This is a genomic window from Emergencia sp. JLR.KK010 (assembly GCF_037018265.1).
Classification (GTDB): domain Bacteria; phylum Bacillota; class Clostridia; order Peptostreptococcales; family Anaerovoracaceae; genus Senimuribacter; species Senimuribacter intestinalis.
Genome location: NZ_CP143550.1, coordinates 2,513,729 through 2,530,724, shown reverse-complemented (window position 1 = coordinate 2,530,724; position 16,996 = coordinate 2,513,729). Strand labels below are relative to the sequence as shown.

The 16,996-nt window shown below is 44.6% G+C and carries 23 protein-coding genes; all 23 read left to right on the top strand.

From position 1 onward, the window contains the following. Positions 1 to 31 precede the first annotated feature (31 nt). The 23 genes from modB (at position 32) to era (ending at position 16,993) form a co-directional block, all read left to right on the top strand. Positions 32 to 721, top strand: coding sequence for a molybdate ABC transporter permease subunit (modB, locus tag V1225_RS12230; protein ID WP_251616005.1), 690 nt, complete (start codon positions 32 to 34; stop codon positions 719 to 721). Further along, entirely contained in the window at positions 699 to 1,766 is a 1,068-nt protein-coding gene (locus tag V1225_RS12225; protein WP_251615998.1) for an ABC transporter ATP-binding protein, read from the top strand. Before modB ends, V1225_RS12225 begins: the two co-directional genes overlap by 23 nt. A gap of 20 nt (positions 1,767 to 1,786) precedes the next feature. Then, on the top strand, positions 1,787 to 2,803 hold the full coding sequence (locus tag V1225_RS12220; RefSeq protein ID WP_338546616.1) for a molybdopterin-binding protein: 1,017 nt from the start codon (positions 1,787 to 1,789) through the stop codon (positions 2,801 to 2,803). 3 nt (positions 2,804 to 2,806) lie between these two features. Then, positions 2,807 to 3,781, top strand: coding sequence for an NTP transferase domain-containing protein (locus V1225_RS12215; RefSeq protein WP_251615994.1), 975 nt, complete (start codon positions 2,807 to 2,809; stop codon positions 3,779 to 3,781). A gap of 12 nt (positions 3,782 to 3,793) precedes the next feature. Continuing rightward, positions 3,794 to 4,825 (top strand): XdhC/CoxI family protein, encoded by a 1,032-nt coding sequence (locus V1225_RS12210; RefSeq protein WP_251615992.1) that lies wholly within the window; start codon positions 3,794 to 3,796, stop codon positions 4,823 to 4,825. A gap of 1 nt (position 4,826) precedes the next feature. After that, positions 4,827 to 5,423 (top strand): histidine phosphatase family protein, encoded by a 597-nt coding sequence (locus V1225_RS12205; protein ID WP_251615990.1) that lies wholly within the window; start codon positions 4,827 to 4,829, stop codon positions 5,421 to 5,423. Further along, entirely contained in the window at positions 5,420 to 6,397 is a 978-nt protein-coding gene (gene moaA, locus V1225_RS12200) for a GTP 3',8-cyclase MoaA (protein ID WP_251615987.1), read from the top strand. The genes V1225_RS12205 and moaA overlap by 4 nt, the downstream gene beginning before the upstream one ends. A 2-nt stretch (positions 6,398 to 6,399) precedes the next feature. Next, the gene (locus V1225_RS12195) at positions 6,400 to 6,861 is read left to right on the top strand and encodes an MOSC domain-containing protein (protein WP_330588358.1); all 462 of its coding nucleotides are present in this window, start codon (positions 6,400 to 6,402) and stop codon (positions 6,859 to 6,861) included. Continuing rightward, positions 6,842 to 7,333 (top strand): cyclic pyranopterin monophosphate synthase MoaC, encoded by a 492-nt coding sequence (moaC, locus tag V1225_RS12190; RefSeq protein ID WP_251615985.1) that lies wholly within the window; start codon positions 6,842 to 6,844, stop codon positions 7,331 to 7,333. The genes V1225_RS12195 and moaC overlap by 20 nt, the downstream gene beginning before the upstream one ends. Next, positions 7,269 to 7,838: a molybdopterin adenylyltransferase gene (gene mog / locus V1225_RS12185; protein WP_307726238.1), complete on the top strand. Its 570-nt coding sequence runs from the start codon at positions 7,269 to 7,271 to the stop codon at positions 7,836 to 7,838. Before moaC ends, mog begins: the two co-directional genes overlap by 65 nt. Before the next feature lie 106 nt (positions 7,839 to 7,944). Further along, positions 7,945 to 8,358 (top strand): hypothetical protein, encoded by a 414-nt coding sequence (locus V1225_RS12180; RefSeq protein ID WP_251615982.1) that lies wholly within the window; start codon positions 7,945 to 7,947, stop codon positions 8,356 to 8,358. Continuing rightward, positions 8,346 to 8,651 carry a M20/M25/M40 family metallo-hydrolase gene (locus tag V1225_RS14750; RefSeq protein WP_350339724.1) on the top strand — a complete coding sequence of 102 codons (306 nt, stop codon included), beginning with the start codon at positions 8,346 to 8,348 and terminating at the stop codon, positions 8,649 to 8,651. The genes V1225_RS12180 and V1225_RS14750 overlap by 13 nt, the downstream gene beginning before the upstream one ends. Next, positions 8,573 to 8,770 (top strand): hypothetical protein, encoded by a 198-nt coding sequence (locus tag V1225_RS12175; RefSeq protein WP_251630526.1) that lies wholly within the window; start codon positions 8,573 to 8,575, stop codon positions 8,768 to 8,770. Before V1225_RS14750 ends, V1225_RS12175 begins: the two co-directional genes overlap by 79 nt. A gap of 343 nt (positions 8,771 to 9,113) precedes the next feature. Beyond that, on the top strand, positions 9,114 to 10,133 hold the full coding sequence (locus V1225_RS12170) for a lysine exporter LysO family protein (protein ID WP_251630525.1): 1,020 nt from the start codon (positions 9,114 to 9,116) through the stop codon (positions 10,131 to 10,133). A gap of 171 nt (positions 10,134 to 10,304) precedes the next feature. Further along, a complete protein-coding gene (rpsU, locus tag V1225_RS12165) occupies positions 10,305 to 10,484 on the top strand; it encodes a 30S ribosomal protein S21 (protein WP_022146591.1) in 180 nt (59 codons plus the stop codon). Positions 10,485 to 10,509: 25 nt separating this feature from the next. Further along, positions 10,510 to 10,956, top strand: coding sequence for a GatB/YqeY domain-containing protein (locus tag V1225_RS12160; protein WP_160200430.1), 447 nt, complete (start codon positions 10,510 to 10,512; stop codon positions 10,954 to 10,956). 170 nt (positions 10,957 to 11,126) lie between these two features. Beyond that, entirely contained in the window at positions 11,127 to 12,965 is a 1,839-nt protein-coding gene (locus V1225_RS12155) for a glycerophosphodiester phosphodiesterase family protein (protein WP_160200429.1), read from the top strand. A gap of 77 nt (positions 12,966 to 13,042) precedes the next feature. Next, positions 13,043 to 13,300, top strand: coding sequence for a YabP/YqfC family sporulation protein (locus V1225_RS12150; protein WP_160200428.1), 258 nt, complete (start codon positions 13,043 to 13,045; stop codon positions 13,298 to 13,300). Further along, positions 13,248 to 14,279 (top strand): sporulation protein YqfD, encoded by a 1,032-nt coding sequence (locus tag V1225_RS12145; RefSeq protein WP_160200427.1) that lies wholly within the window; start codon positions 13,248 to 13,250, stop codon positions 14,277 to 14,279. Before V1225_RS12150 ends, V1225_RS12145 begins: the two co-directional genes overlap by 53 nt. Next, on the top strand, positions 14,233 to 15,216 hold the full coding sequence (locus V1225_RS12140; protein ID WP_338546607.1) for a PhoH family protein: 984 nt from the start codon (positions 14,233 to 14,235) through the stop codon (positions 15,214 to 15,216). Before V1225_RS12145 ends, V1225_RS12140 begins: the two co-directional genes overlap by 47 nt. Before the next feature lie 14 nt (positions 15,217 to 15,230). Then, a complete protein-coding gene (gene ybeY / locus V1225_RS12135) occupies positions 15,231 to 15,683 on the top strand; it encodes an rRNA maturation RNase YbeY (RefSeq protein ID WP_160200426.1) in 453 nt (150 codons plus the stop codon). Next, positions 15,684 to 16,088 (top strand): cytidine deaminase, encoded by a 405-nt coding sequence (gene cdd / locus V1225_RS12130; RefSeq protein ID WP_338548181.1) that lies wholly within the window; start codon positions 15,684 to 15,686, stop codon positions 16,086 to 16,088. Continuing rightward, positions 16,085 to 16,993: a GTPase Era gene (gene era / locus V1225_RS12125; RefSeq protein WP_161880223.1), complete on the top strand. Its 909-nt coding sequence runs from the start codon at positions 16,085 to 16,087 to the stop codon at positions 16,991 to 16,993. The genes cdd and era overlap by 4 nt, the downstream gene beginning before the upstream one ends. Positions 16,994 to 16,996 lie beyond the last annotated feature (3 nt).

The following is a 16,996-nucleotide window of genomic DNA, read 5'->3' as shown; positions in this document are numbered from 1 at the left end:
GATAACTTGAAGTATAGAAGGAGAGAAAAGTATGGATTGGTTTCCGCTGCTGAATTCGCTGCGTATTGCCTTAATCAGTACAGTTTTGGTATTTTTTTCAGGGATTGCTGCGGCATACTGCATTTCCAAATTACCGCGACTTGTCAAAGGCTGTTTAGACGTAGCTCTAACCCTGCCCCTTGTACTGCCGCCTACGGTGATAGGCTTTCTGCTGCTGAAAATACTGGGTCCAAGGCGAATGGTTGGAAGCTGGCTTCTTGAGATGTTCGATGTCAAACTGACTATGCAGTGGTGGTCTGCTATCTTTGCAACTGCAGTAGTCGTTTTTCCGCTGATGTATAGAACGGCGCGAGGTGCATTTGAATCCTTCGATGAAAATTTGGCATATGCGGGCAGAACCTTAGGGCTGACGGATACGTATGTTTTTTGGCATATTCGTATGGCGGAATGCAGACAGGGAATTCTTGCAGGAACGGTTTTGACTTTTGCAAGAGGTCTTGGCGAATATGGAGCAACCAGTATGGTGTCAGGGTACATGCCGGGAAAAACCGCTACAATTTCAACGACAGTTTACCAACTGTGGCAGACCGGACAGGACGGGCTAGCGGGCAGGTGGGTACTTGTCAATTTGGGTATTTCCTTTATTGTACTTTTAGCTGTGAATCTGCTGGAAAGAAAGCAGGAAAGGGGAAAGAAAAGTGGCCGTAGAAGTAGATATTGAAAAGAGACTTGGGAATTTTCAGCTGTCAGTACAATTTCAGGCAGGTGAAGAAACGTTGGCAATATTAGGCTCTTCAGGGTGCGGAAAGACTATGACGCTGAAATGCATTGCAGGAATTGAAAAACCGGATTGTGGCCGGATTGTACTGAATCAAAAGGTGCTATTTGATTCGGCAAAGGGTATCGACTTGCCGCCGCAGCAGAGGCATACGGGGCTTTTGTTTCAGGATTATGCCTTGTTTTCCTCAATGACGGTACTGGAAAATATTATGGCAGGCGCTTATCGCAGAAAAAAATCCCTTCGGAAAAGCTTAGCTTTGGATATGATTGAACGAATGGGATTAAAGAATTTGATGAATCACTATCCTGCGCAGCTTTCCGGTGGACAAAGACAGCGAACTTCCCTCGCCCGAATGTTGCTTTCAGCTCCGGAAATACTGCTTTTGGACGAACCCTTTTCGGCGCTTGATTCTCATCTTCGTCAGAGGATGGAGCAGGAGATTAAGCTGCTTTTGAAAGACTTTGGAAAAACTGCCATTTTGGTTTCCCACGATATAGAGGAGAGTTATCGTATGGCAAGTCGTATTGCAGTTATGGGTGAAGGCGTTATAGAGAACATCGGAGAAAAGACAGAGCTTTATCGCAATCCCAAAACGAAAAAAGGCGCACAGCTTTTAGGCTGCAGAAATTTTTCTCGGGCAATATGTCAATCGGGCGGATGGGTATATGCGCAGGACTGGAATCTAAAGCTTTGGGCGAAGAAGGCGCAGGACAGAGCCGGCGCAGCCTGCTATGTTGGAATCAGAGAAGGGGATCTCAGACTGGCAAGACCAGAGGATCCAAGGGAAAATCGTTGCAAATGTACAGTAGAAGGGTATTTGGAAAATCCGGACTGCTTCATTCTTTTGCTTAGACCCCATGGGGCAAAAGCAGAAACGATTCTGCGCTGCCAGCTGCCTTTTGGACTAGATGGGATGCAGAAGAAGGACTGTACAGAGGTCGAGCTTTATTTGCCGCCTGCTGCCATCATGCTGCTGACAGAGTAAATAAGGAAGGAAAATGGAAAATGAAAAAAATCAGAGTAGAAGATGCCGTCGGACAAAGATTATGTCACGATATTACCGCCATGAGAGACGGATTTAAAGGTGCGGCATTTCGCCGCGGACATGTGATTTCTAAGAAGGATATAGAAGCTTTATTGGCAATCGGTAAGAAACATATTTTTATTTGGGAAGATAAGGCTGGGGAAATACATGAAGAGGAGGCGGCACAGCGCCTTGCTGCTATGGCATCGTTGCAGGATGCACATTACGAGGGACCATCTGAAGGAAAAATGGTATTGAAAGCAGATACCTCCGGAATGTTTCGGGTAAACCGCAGACTTCTTTCGGAAATAAATCGAATAGGTGACATTACTATAACGACTTTGCCGGATCATTATCCCGTTCAGAAAGGAGACAGACTGGCTTCTATGAGAATCATACCGCTGGTGACAACGGAAGAGCAAATTGAACAGGCAGAGAAACTATGTCAGAATGAAAACCTGTTGGCTCTTTTGCCCTATAAAAAGAAAAAGGTCGGTATTATCATCACCGGGTCGGAAATATATGAGGGACGAATTGCCGACAAATTTGAAATGGTAGCGAAAAAGAAGCTGACAGCTTTTCCTTGTGAAGTGCTTGGCGCAACAATTTGCGATGACAGACAGGAGCAGATTGTCAAAGCGGCGCAGTCATATTTGAATCAGGGTGCAGAACTTTTACTTTTCTCAGGCGGTATGTCGGTAGATCCTGATGATTTGACACCAGCGGCAATCAAAGCGTGTGGTGCTGAGATTATCACATATGGTGTGCCAAGTCAGCCGGGCAATATGACCTTGGTTTCTTATTTGGGCAAAGCTGCGCTGGTCGGCGTACCGGGAGCGGCTATCAGTCTGCCGGTTACAGTTTTAGACGTATTGCTGCCCCAGCTGTTTACTGATGTGAAAATAACAAAAGAAGATATGCTGGCCTTAGCAGAAGGGGGACTGTGTCAACTGTGCGAGGTTTGTCATTTTCCCAATTGTACATTTGGGAGGTACTGAGCGATGAAGAAAAAAACCTTTGCTGCTGTGATACCGGCGGCAGGACTGTCTTCACGTATGGGCAATTTTAAGCCTTTGATGCCTTTTGGAGAAACTACAGTATTGCAATCTATTCTGCATCTGCTCAAAGCAAAGCAGGTGACGGAAATTGCAGTGGTAACAGGATATCGGGCTGAAGAGATGAACTATGCTTTGCAGCAGGAAGATATTACTATTTTATATAACGGCGCATACAGGAAAAGTCATATGTTCGACTCCATCTGCATGGGATTTGACTATATGAAAGACAGGGCGGAGCACGTGATTCTGTGGCCGGTAGACATTCCCGCGGTGACAGAAGAAACCGTGGAGAAGCTCCTTTGCGCAGCGGAAAAAAGTGAAGGCGTCGTATATCCTGTGCATAACGGTATCAGCGGACATCCTGTGATTTTTTCGGAGGCTGCTTATGAGAAAATTCTTTCCCATGACGGACGGGAAGGGCTTTACGGGGCGTTAAAAAAAATCCAGGCTGTCACAGAGATAGCGGTGGAGGATCCCTTTGTACTTATGGACATGGATACGAAGGAAGATTATCGTCTTTTAGTGGAGAAGAAACAGGCTTGGGAGAGGGAAACGCTTATGGGAAGCAGGGTGACACCTTTTACCTTTACATGTCAGGTGTCTTTGCAGTATGGAGAGATATTTTTTGACGAAAAATTGGTTTACTTGCTGAATTTTGTGGATCGCTTAGGTTCATTAAAAAAAGCATGTGAGGAAATGGGCATTGCCTATAGCTACGGGTGGAAGCTTATTAAAAATGCAGAGCGACGAGCCGGATTTTCCATGCTTTGCAAAAATTCGGGCGGGATAGGAGGCGGAGGATCCACCTTAACGCCATCTTGCAGGCAGTTAATCGGTTCCTATGAGCTGTTTTGCAAACAGCTTAAAACTTGCGGTCAGGAAATATTTTCGGGCTGTTTTGACTGGTACAGACGTTAACAGGAGGTAGAAATGAAGCAGATTTGTCGATTTATTAAGGAAAACTTGGAGGAAGGAAAGGCGTGTACGCTGATTACGATTATCTCAAGCGAAGGCTCGGCGCCCAGAGGCGCAGGTACTAGTATGGCAGTCAGTCAAAGTGGACAGTGCTTTGGAACAATCGGCGGAGGAGCTGTGGAGCATAGGGTTTCCAAGATGGCGGCGGATGTGATGAAAAAAGGCCGCTCTAAAACGGATTTTTTCATGCTGCACCCCAATGATGTACAGGATTTGGGAATGATTTGCGGCGGCGATATCAGAGTATATTTGCAGTATATCGCACCATCAGATGAAAACTGCGCTCTTTATGAAACTATCTGCAAGGAGGCAGAAAGCAACCAAAACCGCTGGATTGTATTTGAGGTGGATGAAAGGCAGCACAGCACTGTCAGCGTCCTTTCAGAGACGGAAGTGGTAGCAGGGGCAAAGTCTGCAATTCAGTACTTAAACTGTTTGAGCACGGCGGCTGCAGCTTCTTGGAGGGAGACGGGAAGCTACTACATTCAGCCGCTGGCAGTGAAAGGAAAGGTCTACATTTTCGGAGGAGGTCATATTGCCAGAAAATTGGTGCCGCTGCTGAGCGGAATAGATTTTTCTTGTGTCGTATATGACAGCTTGGAGGAGTTTTCAGATCCGGCAGATTTTCCTTTGGCAAAAGAAGTTATTTGCGGATCCTTTGATTGTGTTAATGATCGTTTGCGGCTGGACGAAGCAGACTTTGCGGTGATTATGACCCGCGGTCATGCCTTTGATTATACGGTGCTGCGTCAAGTTTTGGAAAAGCACACAGCTTATACGGGGATGATCGGCAGTAGAAGCAAAGTGCAGACAACACGTACACGGCTTCTTGGTGATGGCTTTTCAGAAGCGGATATTGCAAGAATTCATTCGCCCATCGGTCTTTCCATCGGTGCACAGACACCGGCGGAAATTTCTGTCAGCATTGCAGCTGAGATGATTGCAGTGCGGGCTGCCCTAAGGAAAGGTGAAAAAACGGAGAATTAAAATGAGTGACAGAACTTTTTATTTGGTGCGCCATGGAGTTTCAATTTTACAGGAAAACGGTAGAGTCTGTCTGGGAAAAGGCAGCGACCCACCCTTAGCGCCTTCCGGATTTGAACAGGTTGAGAAACTGATGGAAACCTCCTTTTTTCGCAGAGTCAAAAGTGTAAAAGCAGTTTATTGCAGCCCGCTTCTAAGAAGCAAACAGACAGCTGTGGTATTAGCTGAAGGCACGCGAGAAATTCGAGTGGAAAGCGGGCTTTCTGAAATGGACATGGGGCTGTGGGAAGGTATGTATTTCAAACAGATTGAAAAGGAATTTCCGTTGCAGTATGCACTGCGGGGCTTGCACCCGTCAGTGCCACCGCCAGCAGGGGAAACCTTTGCAGAGGCAGCAAGCCGGATGGAGGAAACCCTTTTTCGAATGATGGAGGCACATCCCAAGGAGAAAAAATTCTTAGTTGTGGTACATACCGGCATTGCCAGCGCCTTTTTATGCCACATTGCTAATAAAGATTTTGACGAAAACAGAGGGTGCAGATTGACTCACTGTGGTCATGCAGTGGTAAAGTACAGGGATGGAGGCTTTGAGAAAAAATGAAAGATCAATTTGAACGAAATATAGACTATCTGCGCCTTTCAGTGACAGATCGATGTAATTTGCGGTGCAGATACTGTATGCCGCCTGAAGGAATCGACCCATGTGCGCATGGAGAGATTTTATCCCTTGAGGAAATTCTTCGTTTGGCCGGCTTGTTTGCAAAATGCGGCGTTCGCAAAATAAAGCTGACAGGCGGAGAACCTTTGGTGCGAAAAAATATCTCCCACCTCGTCAGAGGCCTTAAGGGGATTTCTGAAATCCAAGAAGTAACTCTGACAACCAACGGTCTGTTACTCAAGGAGCAGCTGCCGGACTTGTTAGATGCAGGAATTGACGGTATTAACATCAGTATAGATACGCTGAAGGAGGATTGCTATCGAACTCTCACAAGAGGAGGAGAATTAAAGCAGGTCATTGAGGCTCTGGACGCCTGTTGTAAACAAGAAAATCTTGCGGTCAAGGTCAATACAGTGACTTTGGCAGAATATAACCTGAATGAAATTGCATCGTTGGCAGCCCTGGCAAAGGACTATCCTATGGATGTGCGTTTTATTGAAATGATGCCTATGGGACCTGGAAAGAATTTTGCAGGATATACACAAGAGACGGTGCTGAAAGTATTGGAGGAGGTTTACGGCACCCCGCAGCTGACACTTGAGCAGCGGGGTAACGGTCCAGCAGTTTATTACAAGCTGGACGGATTCTGTGGAAGAATCGGCATGATTAGTCCAATGTCCCATAGTTTTTGTGAAGAATGTAATCGAATTCGATTGACTGCCGGAGGCTTCTTAAAACCCTGTTTGCATCATAGTATGGGGATTGATCTGCGAAAGCTTTTGCGGTCAAAGGCGACGGATACAGAGATTTTGTCGGCAATTACAGATGGAATTTTCAGCAAGCCCAGCCGGCATATGTTTTGCACATCAGATACAGGCAACAGTGAAACGCGCAGTATGTACCAGATAGGAGGATGACAATGATAGGAATTGTAAAAGCAGTGTGTACCAGTGAAAAAAAGGGGACTGTAAAGAAAAACGTGGGAAAGGCAGTTTTTTTGGAAAACCATGGTCTTGTAGGCGATGCTCATGCAGGAACGTGGCATAGGCAGGTTTCCCTTCTTTCCTGGGAAAAGATAGAGGCTTTTAAGGCGCTGGGAGTTTCAGTGGATGATGGGGATTTTGGTGAAAATTTGGTGGTAAGCGGCGTGGATTTTGCACGACTTCCCCTTGGCAGTATATTTCAGATTGGAGATGCGAAACTGGTCCTTACGCAAATCGGAAAAGAATGTCATCACGGATGCGCCATTGCACAGGCTGTCGGCAAATGTATTATGCCGACAGAAGGCGTATTTGCAAAGGTAATCAAGGGTGGAAAAGTAAAAGTCGGAGATAGGCTGGAAGTGATAACGGAGGATGAACATGAAGCTGACACACTTTGATGAAAAGGGTAATGCGCGGATGGTAGATGTGGCAGAAAAGGATGTAACAGAGCGGCGCGCTGTAGCAAGAGGCTGTATCAAGATGTCACAGCAGGCTTATGCTGCGGTGATAGAGGGTTGCGTTGCAAAGGGCGATGTGCTGACAGTTGCAACCACAGCGGGGATTATGGCGGCTAAAAAGACGTGGGAGCTGATTCCTATGTGTCATCTGCTGCCATTGGCAGGGCTTTCTGTGGACTGGATGCTGGATGATATCCATTGCATTATTACCTGTATCTGTACTGCGAAGTCCAGCGGAAAAACCGGCGTGGAAATGGAGGCACTAACGGGAGTCAGCGTGGCGCTGTTAACTGTCTACGACATGTGTAAAGCCATGGATAAATTCATGGAGATCGGAGAAATTCACCTTGAAGAAAAAGAAGGAGGCAAAAGCGGTCATGTCATTTTCAGAGAAAAAAAATTACATCAGTAATCAGACGTACAGAACGGCAGTAATGACCCTTAGCGATAAAGGCGCTAAAGGCGAGAGAAAAGATGAAAGCGGGCCTCTCATCATAAAGCTGCTGGAGGACGTTGAAGAAGACAGTTATCAGGTTGTTTGCAGTGTATTACTTCCCGATGAGCAGTCTGTAATCGAACAGACCCTGCGTAATCTCTGCGATGTAGAGAAGCTGGATTTAATTTTGACGACCGGAGGCACAGGTCTTTCACCTAGAGATGTAACACCGGAAGCAACCCTTGCAGTGGCAGAGCGAAATGTGCCGGGAATTGCAGAGTATATGCGCGCTAAATCTTTTGAAATTACGCCAAAAGCGATGCTTTCTCGCGGAGTCGCAGTCCTCCGTGGAAAGACGCTGATTATCAATCTGCCGGGAAGCCCTAAGGCGGTAAAAGAGCAGCTGGAATTTATTCTGCCGGCACTGCCTCACGGTCTTGATATTCTCCTTGGTAGAGATGGGGAATGTGGCGGTAGATGAATGTAATACCGTTATCCACATATATTGAAAAAGTAAAAAATAATGGTATAATAACCTTGGGACGAATAACTAGAAAAAGAACTGGCATAAAAAGTACAACGGACTGTTGCACAATAATACAGCAGACAAGGAGGCAGGTCATGTATCTGACCGTAGGAGAAATTTCAAAAGCCCTCGGTATATCTACAGAAGCGAACTGCTTCTTCTTGGAAAATTTCAGATTGGCTCTATGCCGGCGGAGTTCAGAAGACCGGGATGTTTTGAGGAAGCAAGCCATATGGTGTGGTATTTGCAGGAGTGTTTTGATTTTGATAAAGAGGACTGGGGCAGTGTATCTATGTCTTTTTACTATGATTTAAATGAGGAAGCGCCAAAGCTCAAGAGATATCTTTCCGTTGCAGGCATACAGAAGTTGAGCCCGTCCAATTTAAGTGAAAGTGCAATTTTGGAGCAGGAGGACTACTGCTTGATTACAGAGGTGCATTATAGCAGCCAGCCACTTGAACAGTGGGGATTTTAGCGCATGTAGATGTCGTTCCGGCGGGGAATCTAGCAGCTTGGCAGACGCCTCCTTTTGTTCTCGTACAAAAGGAAAGCAAACTGTACGGAAGAGGCACTTTGGACGATAAAGGCGCAATTATTGCTTCTCTTTACGCAATGAAAGCGATGAAAGACAGTGGAATGCCAGTGCATAAAAAAATTCAACTGATTTTGGGTACGCAGGAGGAAGGGGAGTGGTCGGACATAGATGCTTACGTGAAACAGTATCCTCTGGAGGTCATATCTGTCTGTATTCGGACACAGTTATCTTGACTTCTGCTTCCACACAAATTACCAATGCAGAGTATTTCCGTACTTCGGGACCGCTTGTAGCACTTCCCTTTGCTATTGCGACAGTTGGATTTATCGCGCTGGGCTTTGTGACGGCATAACAGAAACAATGAGAACAAATCACGTAAAACGCACGAAAACGTTTAATGATTTTCTGGAACTGACAAAGCTGACAGCTTTTTAGATTTTTGTCAGTTTTGTCTGTGTTTTTATCAAAAAAACCTGACAGGACTGACAATTATTTTTGATTCTGTCAGTACTGTCAGGTTTTCAGGCGTATTAAGACGGGGTCTTTACGATTTGCTGACAAAATCCTACACGCTGCTATCATTTTGTCAGTATTGATGGCTAATGATACTTTTTATAGAACAGGTTGGCAACTATTGTCAGCCTGTTGTTTTTATATTATAATGAACCATAGCATGTTAAAAAAGGAGATATGGCATGGCGGATTTAGCACTATACCTGTCGATGGCGGTAATTGGTTATTTCTTTGGGAGCAAACTGCGCAATCACGAGACTTTGATTCGATGGACTGGAAGACTGCAGACCTTTGCGATTATCATATTGATTTTTTCCATGGGCATGCGAATGGGTGCTAACCGAGAGGTGGTGGAGAATCTCAATTCAATTGGACTCTATGCACTGATTATGTCGATTTCCATCATTTTGTTTTCCATCATAACCATGACGGCAGTTCGTAAACTGATGAGGATTGACCGTTTTGGAAATCTTCAAAGTAAGGCAGACCGCGGCGGGATGGTGCAAGAAATGACGTCGGAAACGGAAATAAAAACCGAAGGAGACGCAGACGAAGCATCTTCGGACAACAAGATGAACTTCATGACTGCTATCATCGTTCTTTGTGTGGCGGGCGGACTGCTCTTTGGACATTTTTGTATACCACATATTTTTTCGGATATGGAAGTTTTTTCAAATCTAATTAACGTGATGATAAATGCAGGACTCTGCGTACTGCTGTTTTTTGTCGGCTTTGATATGGGCGTGGACGGTACAGCGATGCAGCATTTTAGACAGGTGGGCGTGCGTGTATTTCTCTTTCCAGTGGCAGTGATGGCAGGAACCCTGATTGGGGCGGTGGTCTGTGTGCCGATTCTTTCCGAAATCTCGCTGCAGGAAGCCCTTGCAGTGGGCGGCGGTTTTGGCTGGTATACCTTTGCACCGGGACTGATTATGGAAGCAGGACTTGTGACCGCAAGTGCTATTTGCTTTATGCACAACGTTATGCGGGAGTTTATATCAATTTTGATTGTACCGCTGGTGGCAAAAAAGATAGGATATCTGGAGGCAATGGCGGTGCCGGCATGTTCGTCTATGGATGTTTGCCTGCCGATTATCGAACGTTCCACGAGAAGCGACATTGCCATATATTCTTTTATCAGCGGGGTTGTGCAAAGCGCAGCAGTGCCGATTGTAGTGCCGCTGATTTTGAGACTAGGCTGAAGGAAAGGGACCAGCACGGGCAGAATGTTTGTACTCGGGCAAAAAATGTAAAAAAAGATTTTTAATTTTAGACTTGCCTATCGCCGCCAAAAATAGTATAATAGTTCCGTTATAGGCAAAAGACTGTTCACAGCTAATTATTTTCAAGTTAGTCAGGAGGTGAATTGGAATATGGCACAGGTAATCGTTAGAGAAAACGAGAGTTTGGAAAGCGCTCTGAAGAGATTCAAGAGATCATGCGCTAGAGACGGCGTTATGAGCGAACTCAGAAAGAGAGAGCATTACGAAAAACCAAGCGTAAAGAGAAAGAAAAAGTCTGAAGCTGCTAGAAAAAAGGCTAAGAAATACTAGTCATTTAGGATCGAGGTGATAGTAAATGACTTTAAAAGAACAATTAATGGCTGATTTTAAAGAGGCAATGAAAGCCCATGATGAAACAGCTAAGAGTACAATCAGTTTAGCTCGTGCTGCCATTAAGCAGTATGAGGTGGATAACAGAGAAGAACTGGACGACGCAGGCATTATTGCAATTTTATCCAAGCAGGTAAAAATGCGTAAGGATGCCCTCGCTGATTTTGAAAGAGCTGGAAGAGCAGATCTGGCAGAAGCATATAACGCGGAGATAGAAATTCTGAACAGATACTTACCGGAACAATTATCCAAGGAAAAAGTCATGGAGATTGTCAAGGAAACTGCAGACGCACTGGGAATTGAAGGCGGCAAGCAGAACATGGGTAAGCTGATGGGGCCTGTTATGGGCAAGGTCAAGGGTCTTGCGGACGGCTCCTTGGTAAAAGAAGTTGTGATGGAATTTCTGTCATAAAGCACAAAATACGAAAACAGGACAACCTGACAAAATGTCAGGTTGTTTTTTCTATTTGGAAGAGATAAATTTTTGCAACTTTAGCCGTTGGCAGCTTCTTAAAGAGATACTTGTCCGCAAGGCTGCGATATTGTAAAATAGAAATCAATTGACAAAGGAGGAGACGGAACATGAGGAAAGTGTTAAAGAAAGTGATTCAATTTGAAATTTTATACAAACTGTTTATCATTTGTCTGGCAAACCCGCTGATGAATGAGATTTATCAGACTTATGTAGCCTCCAGAGGTCTTAACTTTAACAAGGATATTATTGCAACTTTTTCCAGCGTAAATGGATTCCTCATCTTTACAGCATTATTTTTATGTGCTGGTATGTTGGTGTTTTACGAATATGCAGTAGTTATTCATATCGTAAAGTTATGCAGGGATGGAGAGGAATTTAAACTGCCACAGGTTCTCAAAGGCTCTGTTTGGAATTTTAACTCGCTGAAAGGCTGGAACCTGATTCTGTCGGCTTTCGTTTTTGTTTTAGTAATTCCTTTTACTAATATACTTTGGACCAGCACCATGGTACCTGTGGTTGAGATTCCGTGGTTTATTCAGGGAGAAATGATTCGAAGTTTTATTGGCATTGTCGGCGTACTGGCAATCTATGCTGCGCATTTTATTCTGTATTTGCTGACTATGTTTGTTCCGATTTATATGGTGATGGGACAGCAAACATTGCTTACAGCCGTAAGCAGTAATTTGAAGCTTTTGAAAAAGATGGCGTGGAAGTATAAGGTGACAGCAACAGGCGGGGCGATTTTTTACTTCTTTGCAACGCCGTATATTACGTGGATTACCAGTAGGAAACGATTGGAATATAAGGACTTCGATCTGGATTTTGCCAAGTATTTGGTACATACCCAGGGATTTTGGCTGGATTTTCTCATTTGGCTTGCCTTCACAGCGGTCTCCGTCATAGTTTTGGCAGGCAGTGTTTATCTGCTTGTTGTTGTTTGGGAGAATTATGAGGGTAGAGAGAGGAACCATTATCCGGTGTGGGAAAGTGATTGGGCTGTTGTATTGCAGATTTTAGGTCGCCACGGCAGAGCCTTTAGCGTAAAGATGAAAAAGAAACGGAATATGGTTTTGGCAGCTACAGTGTTTTTTGGCGTTGCAGTTTATGTTGCAGCAGGTGCATTATCACCTGTTACAGATGTTCACAGGCCTTGGATTATCGGACATCGGGGAAGCAGTGCAGGTATTGAAAATACGATGGAAGCGGTAAAGGGAGCTTCTGATTTGAACTGCGCATTTGCAGAAGTGGATGTGCAGTTAACGAAAGACGGTGTTCCGGTGCTGATTCACGACACTAATCTTTGGCGTCTTTCCGGGGAGCGGGTTAATGTGGCAGATTTGACTTTGAAAGAATTGCAGGCGCGAAAGATTCGAGATAGAAATCATCCGGGGGAGGAAGGACGGATTCCGACTTTGGAGGAAGCCATCCGGTTTGCAAAGAATGCGAAAAGTGGTATGGGTCTTCTCATTGAACTGAAACCGTCGGGCGGTAATGAGAAGGAACTGGCGGCGGCTGTTATTAAATTAGTGGAAAAATTTGATTTTGGTGATCGGACGATTTTTATGTCCTTATATTATGACTGCATTTATCCTATTACAACAGCACATCCTGAATGGTGGGTGGGATATTGCATCTTTGGCACTTCTGGAGATATTGATGACTCCATTTGGAAGTATGATATAGATTTTCTTGCACCGGAAGAAAATCAAATCAGTTATTCGCTGGTGTATCAGGCGAGAACTCACGGGTTGCCTGTATATGTCTGGACGGTATATGACTTTGAGAAAGCCAGACAGTATTTGCAGATGGGCGTTAGCGGGATTATTACTGACTATCCGGAACTGATGAGACCTGAAATGGAAAAATTTCTGAGAGGTAGCAGTGAAAAACAGTACCAATGGAGAGGGGAAAGTTATCCGAAATCGGGGGTATTTCTGCAACAATAAAAATGGGAGCCTCTTCCCTTTTCTTTTATTCCCAAATCTTTGTCATATGTGAGCTGTTGATGTCATATGCTTTTTTTATGAAACTGCTAAATGAGATTACATATGATTTTGATATAAGAGGACCGAAGATTACAGCTTCTGCGAAAACTGCCATCATCGAAAATGTGAAACAGGTGGTGCTAATAAGCGACACGCAGGTGACGGTAGATACGGGGCGTTTCTATGTAACGGTGACGGGCGACCGTTTTATCATCAGTGAAATTTGGGAAGGGCGAATGGAACTTGAGGGCGAAATCACAGGAATCGAATTTTATAAAACATCGGGTAAACGTTAAACTAGAGGGATTTAAGCCGGAGAGGATTCTCTCGCAGGCAGCAGCAAAGGGCATTCTGCTGCGTCAAGTCCGCTATAAAGACGAAACTGAAGTTTATTTTACAGTCAGCAAGGAAGGTCTGCGCACTTTAAAAAAACTGGCAGGGAGCAAATACAAAATCACGCAGATTGGTGAAGGCGGTACAGTCTGCCTTTTTAAAAAATTGAAGGCAGGAAAGATGATGATTGCAGGAATCTGCGTGTTTCTGTTATTTTTCTTTGCACAGACACTCTTTGTACGGGAAATTAATATTATTGGGTGTGAAACCATTACGGAAACCAGTATCAGGGAACTGATTGCAGAAGAGGGGCTTTACGAGGGAGCACTGCGCCGTTTTGACTGTGATGATATAGAGAAAAAACTATTTCAAAACTTTGATACTATCGTCTGGAGCAGGGTGGCTTATGAAGGCGGCTATGTAGAAGTGCAGATTTCGGAAAGTAAACAGGCACCAGCTGCCGCCGCAAATAGTAAAAAGCCCTGTGATATTGTCAGCGATCAAGACTGCTATATCGAGCGAATTTACACCTATAAAGGAAGGGCGCTTGTAGCCGAGAACGATTTTGTGAAAAAAGGAGATATTCTTATCGCAGGTACCGTGCCGATAGAGCATCCCTCCTATCCGGTGGAGGAGGACGCAAAACTGGAGCACTATACTCATGCAGACGGCAAAATTGTGGCAAGAGTACCGTACTATTTTTCCTTCTATATGGATGCCGGGGAGTCAAAAAAGCGGGCGGAAGCCCTTTTACGGGATTGGATAAAAGAAAATACACCTAAAAACGCTGAAATTTTAAATAAAGACTTTTACTTTGACGAAAAAAAAGGTAAAATTAGAGTGTATGGAACTGTAGAAACTCGCCAGAGAGTTGGCGTAGAAAAGGAGATTGTAATTGACAAAGGCAAGCGAGGAACTAAAGAGAATTCAGATAGAGGATGATATAGATCGGATTGAGCTTTTTGGCAATATGGATGCCAATTTGAATTTGATTCAGGATAACACAGGTGTTGAGATTTTCCAAAGAGATGATAGTCTTCTTCTTCGAGGAGAGGAAATCGGGCTGGCGGAGAATATCCTAAAGGAACTGATGGCGGTACAAAGAAGCGGAGAACACCTGGATGTTCAGAAAGTAAACTATATCATAGGTCTTGAGAAGCAGGGACTTTCTTATAGAGAAAATAATGTCAGCAAGGATATTATCTGCTTTACTAGCAAGGGAAAACCTCTGCGTCCAAAGACCATCGGACAGAAAGAGTATGTAAACAGCATTCGCAAGAAGGATATTGTGTTTGGAATTGGTCCTGCGGGAACGGGAAAGACTTATATTGCAGTTGCTATGGCGGTAAGTGCTTTTAAAAATAAGGAAGTTCAGAAAATCATTCTGGCAAGACCGGCAGTAGAGGCAGGAGAACGTCTAGGATTTTTGCCGGGAGATTTACAGGAAAAAGTGGATCCGTATTTAAGACCGCTTTACGATGCTCTTTATGATGTATTGGGCAGAGAAAATGCGCTGAGGCTCAAGGAAAAAGAAGCAATCGAAGTGGTGCCCCTGGCCTATATGAGAGGCAGAACTTTGGACAACGCTTTCATTATTTTGGACGAGGCGCAGAACACCACAAGGGAGCAGATGAAAATGTTTCTGACCAGAATGGGCTTTGGCTCTAAGGTCGTTGTGACTGGTGACGTGACCCAGATAGACTTGCCAAGAGGCAGGAAAAGCGGTCTGGTGGAAGCTGAGCGAGTGCTAAAGCATGTAAAGGACATCGACTTTTGTTATCTGAAAGATGTCGATGTAGTGCGTCACGAGTTAGTAAAGAAAATTATTAACGCTTATGATATCTATTATAAAAAACACCCGGAAGAAATACAGGAATAATTGAGGTTTACCAGATGAAAATATTTTTTGAAGAAGAACAGCAGGTCAGTAAGGAAATTTTAGAGACCATGGAAAAGGCGTTCGGACGCTGTCTTACTCTTTTAGGTATCGACGAAGGTCGCAGCGAAATCAGTGTTACCTTTGTAGGAGAAGAGGAGATTCGCTGCCTGAACAGGGATTACAGAAAGACGGACAAGGTTACTGACGTGCTCTCGTTCCCACAGTTTGATGACCTCGATGAGCTTCCGGAAGTTGGAGAAATTTGTCTGGGTGATGTGGTAATTTGTAAAGAACAGGCACAGCGTCAGGCAGAGGAATTTGGACATGCCTTTGAACGGGAAATCATTTATCTGTTTACACACAGTGTGCTGCATCTTCTGGGTTATGACCATATGAAGGAGGCAGACAAGAACGAAATGCGGGAGAAAGAAGAGCAGGTAATGGCGTATCTGGGAATCGGAAGATAAATTACCTTAGCAAAAAAGGAGATGAACATGGAAGATAGGGAGTTATTTCAAAAAGCACAATCAGTCCTAAAAAACGCCTATGTGCCTTTTTCGGGATTTCGGGTTGGCGCAGCGCTTTTAACAGCAGAGGGGAAAGTGTTTACTGGTGTCAATGTAGAAAATTCATCTTATGGCGGCACTATCTGCGCAGAGCGCACCGCTTGCGTGAAAGCGATTTCTGAAGGTGCTGCAGATTTCGTGACCATTGCCATCGCAGCAGAACAGGGGTGTGCGTTTCCCTGCGGTATTTGCAGACAGTTTCTCTATGAGTTTGCGCCGGCGCTGCGGGTGATTGTAGGAGAAGACGAGGAACATTTGAAAGAATATACATTGCAGGAATTATTGCCGGAAGGATTTAGAATATGATGAAATCAGGATTTATCGGTATTATCGGCCGTCCCAATGTGGGAAAATCGACACTTTTAAACAGCATATTAGGAGAGAAGGTTGCAATTACAACGGACAAGCCTCAGACGACCAGAAACAGCATTCGTGGTATTTATACCAGATTTGATGATGAGGCAGTGACCGGTACAGACGGTGTGCAGATGGTGTTCATCGATACGCCGGGCATACACAAGGCGAGAAACAAGCTGGGTGAGGCTATGACGGAAATGGCGGTCAACACTTATAAAGAAGTAGATGTGGTTCTATTCCTTGTTGACGGCAGCATGAAAAAAGGTCCGGGAGACAAGTATATTCTGGATATGATCAGAGATTTGGATACGCCCAAAATTCTGGTTATCAACAAAATTGATAAAATGGAACCGGAAGAATACAAAGAAATTTTTGACGAGTACGAAGAGACCGGCGTCTTTGACGCAATCTACGGTACTTCTGCCCTTGAGGGAAAAAATGTACCGCAGCTGCTTGCAAAGATTGAAACCTATTTGGAAGAGGGGCCGATGTTTTTCCCCGAAGACATGGTAACAGACCATCCGGAACGGTTTATTGTCAGCGAAATCATCAGAGAGAAGGTGCTCAATTACCTGGAAGAGGAAGTGCCGCACGGTGTTGCCATAGAAATTGAGTCCTATAAGGAAGAGCCGAACATTACTAGAATCGGCGCGGTAATTTACTGCGAAAGAAAATCCCATAAGGGTATTATCATCGGCAAGCAGGGCAAGAAACTGAAGGGTATCGGCAAAAGTGCCCGTCTTGAAATGGAAGCACTTCTTGGAACTAAAGTGTTTTTGCAGCTGTGGGTCAAAGTAAAAGAAAACTGGCGTGACAGCGACTTTGCACTGTCTAATTTTGGTTATAAGGAATAAGAG

Bases quoted from the DNA above. Each gene is read 5' to 3' on its own strand.
- modB (WP_251616005.1), top strand. From the start codon at position 32: ATGGATTGGTTTCCGCTGCTGAATTCGCTGCGTATTGCCTTAATCAGT.
- V1225_RS12220 (WP_338546616.1), top strand. From the start codon at position 1,787: ATGAAAAAAATCAGAGTAGAAGATGCCGTCGGACAAAGATTATGTCAC.
- V1225_RS12215 (WP_251615994.1), top strand. From the start codon at position 2,807: ATGAAGAAAAAAACCTTTGCTGCTGTGATACCGGCGGCAGGACTGTCT.
- V1225_RS12210 (WP_251615992.1), top strand. From the start codon at position 3,794: ATGAAGCAGATTTGTCGATTTATTAAGGAAAACTTGGAGGAAGGAAAG.
- V1225_RS12205 (WP_251615990.1), top strand. From the start codon at position 4,827: ATGAGTGACAGAACTTTTTATTTGGTGCGCCATGGAGTTTCAATTTTA.
- moaA (WP_251615987.1), top strand. From the start codon at position 5,420: ATGAAAGATCAATTTGAACGAAATATAGACTATCTGCGCCTTTCAGTG.
- V1225_RS12195 (WP_330588358.1), top strand. From the start codon at position 6,400: ATGATAGGAATTGTAAAAGCAGTGTGTACCAGTGAAAAAAAGGGGACT.
- moaC (WP_251615985.1), top strand. From the start codon at position 6,842: ATGAAGCTGACACACTTTGATGAAAAGGGTAATGCGCGGATGGTAGAT.
- V1225_RS12170 (WP_251630525.1), top strand. From the start codon at position 9,114: ATGGCGGATTTAGCACTATACCTGTCGATGGCGGTAATTGGTTATTTC.
- rpsU (WP_022146591.1), top strand. From the start codon at position 10,305: ATGGCACAGGTAATCGTTAGAGAAAACGAGAGTTTGGAAAGCGCTCTG.
- V1225_RS12160 (WP_160200430.1), top strand. From the start codon at position 10,510: ATGACTTTAAAAGAACAATTAATGGCTGATTTTAAAGAGGCAATGAAA.
- V1225_RS12155 (WP_160200429.1), top strand. From the start codon at position 11,127: ATGAGGAAAGTGTTAAAGAAAGTGATTCAATTTGAAATTTTATACAAA.
- V1225_RS12150 (WP_160200428.1), top strand. From the start codon at position 13,043: ATGAAACTGCTAAATGAGATTACATATGATTTTGATATAAGAGGACCG.
- ybeY (WP_160200426.1), top strand. From the start codon at position 15,231: ATGAAAATATTTTTTGAAGAAGAACAGCAGGTCAGTAAGGAAATTTTA.
- era (WP_161880223.1), top strand. From the start codon at position 16,085: ATGATGAAATCAGGATTTATCGGTATTATCGGCCGTCCCAATGTGGGA.